At 62.4% G+C, this 255-nt stretch carries 1 protein-coding gene; it reads right to left on the bottom strand.

The window, feature by feature from the left end; all coding sequences use genetic code 11:
• Positions 1 to 255, bottom strand: a 255-nt coding sequence (locus tag JHD62_RS23185; RefSeq protein WP_199104703.1) for a chemotaxis protein CheW, incomplete at both ends; no start/stop codon positions are given.

Below are 255 nucleotides of genomic sequence, written 5' to 3'. Positions count from 1 at the left end.
TGCGGGCTACCACCGAATCATCCACGAAGAACAGGTACTGGTCGCTCTCCAGCTGGGCTTGCGGAATCTCCGGCAGGCGCGGCTCACCCACCACGGTGGCCAGAATCTGCTCCACGTCCAGAATGGACACCAGCTTGCCGTCTTCCAGCTCGGTGATGGCGGTGATCAGGTTGGAGTTGGTGGCGCTGCTGTTCATCATGTTTTCCGGGGCGCGCACGCGGTCCCAGTCCACCCGGATGATGCGGTCCACCGAAT

Source organism: Aquitalea sp. ASV11 (assembly GCF_016429185.1).
Taxonomy (GTDB): Bacteria; Pseudomonadota; Gammaproteobacteria; order Burkholderiales; family Chromobacteriaceae; genus Aquitalea; species Aquitalea pelogenes.
Note: the sequence above shows the minus strand (reverse complement) of the source record. Positions and strands in the feature narration are given on the sequence as shown.